The sequence below is a fragment of the Bradyrhizobium sp. SUTN9-2 genome, assembly GCF_003122645.1.
GTDB classification, from domain to species: domain Bacteria; phylum Pseudomonadota; class Alphaproteobacteria; order Rhizobiales; family Xanthobacteraceae; genus Bradyrhizobium; species Bradyrhizobium yuanmingense.
Genome location: NZ_LAXE01000001.1, coordinates 4787233 through 4790093, shown reverse-complemented (window position 1 = coordinate 4790093; position 2861 = coordinate 4787233). Strand labels below are relative to the sequence as shown.

General features: G+C 53.7%; 3 protein-coding genes. 1 reads left to right on the top strand and 2 read right to left on the bottom strand.

Annotation, left to right across the window (positions count from 1 at the left end; translation table 11 throughout):
* Position 1 precedes the first annotated feature (1 nt).
* Both XF30_RS22115 and XF30_RS22110 read right to left on the bottom strand, forming a co-directional pair.
* Entirely contained in the window at positions 2-499 is a 498-nt protein-coding gene (locus XF30_RS22115) for a nucleotidyltransferase domain-containing protein (RefSeq protein WP_158284404.1), read from the bottom strand.
* Positions 483-1679, bottom strand: coding sequence for a radical SAM/SPASM domain-containing protein (locus XF30_RS22110; RefSeq protein WP_109143850.1), 1197 nt, complete (start codon positions 1677-1679; stop codon positions 483-485). The genes XF30_RS22115 and XF30_RS22110 overlap by 17 nt, the downstream gene beginning before the upstream one ends.
* 891 nt (positions 1680-2570) lie before the next feature.
* On the opposite strand from XF30_RS22110, the gene XF30_RS38905 reads away from it, so the two are divergent.
* Positions 2571-2861 (top strand): hypothetical protein (locus XF30_RS38905; RefSeq protein ID WP_204524522.1); only part of this gene is annotated, 291 nt, incomplete at its 3' end.

Genomic DNA, 2861 nt, shown 5'->3' with positions numbered 1-2861 from the left:
CTCATACAGTATCTGCCTTCATCGAACGAACTCGTGCAAGGTGCAGTTCCAATAGCGAGGCGTCCGCCGGATGCGTGGGCAAGGCGGCGCCAGAAAAGACAACTAGTCCGCGCAGAATTCTGTCGAAGAATTTCAGATCGTCAAAATCGATGTTGTCAGGGCGCTGAGACAAATTGAGAGAGTGAGCCAATCGTGCTCTGAGAGCATTGAACTCGGCAAACGTTCGGAATTCGACGTCAATTCTTGTTTCCCCAAGATTGGATATTTGGATCTGCCCGGTTGGTAGGCTTCCATTACTCAAAACAAAGAGGTCGATGTCGGAATATCTGTTGTCTGTTCCATCGACAAGTGAGCCTGCCGCCATTACTATGGAGTTGCTGTGGAGAGATGCGCAGTAGCCAACAAATTCCGGCCAGTGAATCCCTCTCGCCTCAAGCGCGCGCCGAAAGCGCTCTTGCGATGGAGGGATGCGATCAAATCGCTCAAAGTCTAACTTCATCGGGGGATCCAAGCTGGTCAAGCAGCGATGGTCGAGCTGCGACCTTATCGAGTAAAGCGTTGGCTCGCATCTTAAATGGGTCGCAGACGGCGGGGCAAATGCGGGGGGTCTGACTTCGTACATCCTGTCGCGTTTTGCCTTCCCATACTGACGCGAAGCCACTTTGGATGACGTTGCCAAAGCTGAGGCCGCCAGGGCGAGGGTGATAGTTGCAGGGATACATTTCGCCGTCTGAGCCAATAGCCGCCATGTGGTCTATGATTCGACAATAATCGAAAGAGCGTGACGCTTCGTACCTCACGTCGGGGCGATGTATCGGAACAACTTTGAAGGATTGGTCGGACAGGTCCGATTGGATTTGCGCGACGAGCTCTGCAGCTCGACGGTTCTGATCATGACTTAGCTGTCGTTCGCCTGAAATATCCCTCTTTAATCGAAAGTGCTTTATCCCAAGCTGCTTACTCAACTTGGCTGCATCGAAGACTTCGTGATAATTCTCGGGATACATCACAAACGACGCATTTAGTTCTAAAGGCGAACCTGATTTTTTGATTTGCTCGGAGAGAGTCTCGACGTTTGTGATGGCACGTAGGAACAGATCGTTATTATTTGGATTCCGGCCTTTCAAGCGAGCATAGGTTTGTGCGGACGCTGCATCGATGCTCACATTTACGTAGGCGGCCCGTAAGAGCGTTCTCATCAGGGAAGCGTCGAGTAGGATACCGTTAGTGAAGAGGCCGACGCGGAGGCCGCGGCTTGCAAGAAACTCGACTGCGACCTTTACGGCTTCTTTTGCTAGGAGAGGTTCTCCAATTAGTCCTGAGAAGCTGACGTTCTCGATGCGATATTCTGATCCGTCCCTTTGGGTTGTGCTATATGACGCGATGCTCTCGACCACTTTACGCATCGCGGATGGGTTGTGCAGCGCGTTAGAGAGGCGCTTGTCGGTGTGCTTCGATGCGGAGTTTGGTTTCCCGTCGCCGTCGGCGGCAGGGACGTGATCGCCAATGCACCATTGGCAAGCCAAGTTGCAGGAGCTCGAGGGGTGGATGATTACTTCAAAAGGGGCCACGACCTCACCAGTCAATACTTTTCTGACGCGATCCGCCCGACGACTCAAAATCGTATGCTCGTTGAACTGGGTGGGAATATCATCGCGAAACTGAAGGTCTTGAGTCATGTCGCTTCACCGCAGGGGGCTCATGGGACCGTCGTGCCAATTAGAAGGGGCGTTGCTAGAGTGATCGCAATGGTGTCATCTGCTTAGTGGAACGGCGATATCGGCAGAAACTACGATGTCGATCGGAACTGAAAACGGCCCACGGCTTCCTCGCTTTTAGAACTCGGACCGCGCGATTGACCTGCTCTCGTATGTGATCGACGGCTCTCTCAATCGCCCACCTCCAAACGTGGCTGCCGTGTTTCCGCAGCGCTACAAGCAACAGCGGCGTTAGATTTTGTGCGTGAAGTGTTACGTAGTTCAATCCGCTAGGTGGCCTCGGCACTTGTGCCTACGGTTTCCGGGTAAAGCATTTCATCTCAACCGGAACGGGCGCGAAACGCAATAGCTTTATCAACTGGGTTTCAATGGGCCCAGAAACAGCAGTTGTACTCGTCTCGAAAGCCAAGATCGACCAGCGTGCCGATCGGCGCAAAGGCCGACGAAGTTGAGAGTTTTGCGAGCATATCCCGACCAAACACCGTGCGGCAGCGCAATAAGCCGCTCTGGGCTCCGGGTTAGCAAGAAGATCTTAACGTTCGCAGGATCGGTCGGAGCCGCCATATTGCCGTCGCTGCCAGGCTTTCGGTGGGCCGATTCAGCCTGAGTTTCAGGGGCGGTTCTGGCAAACGAGGCCGCGTCCGCCAATACCTCCAACGTCGTTGGGCCAACTACTAATGGAAGGGCGCTGCCAACAACTGTGAAGCAGATCTTTCGTGCGTGGGGCGATCCTAATTAACGTAAGAATCTGAGGCGCTAGGCGGTTACGCGAATGTGCCGCGAACTTGCTAGACAGTCCACTCGCTTGAGTCGTATAAACCGCAGATTGTAGTAGTAATATTGAGTGCGTCCATGAGTTCTGCAGATCCGCAGGCGGCGGCACAGCCCGGAAAGCCGGTTGCGGCGTTGTCCTCGAGTCAGGACGAGAGTCCTGCGGCACCAGTAAACAAGCCAACACATAAGGGGTCCGGGAAGCGACGGCGTTTTTTCTTCGATCACTTCGCTGACCTGCAAATCTATTCGGCCGATCCCGTGAACAGGCACGGGGTAGCACTCATTAATCAAATGCATTTGACGCAGGGCGCCAGGTACGAGGCGGCAAGACGTTTAGCGAAGAAGAACAGCATCTCGATTGTCTCGATA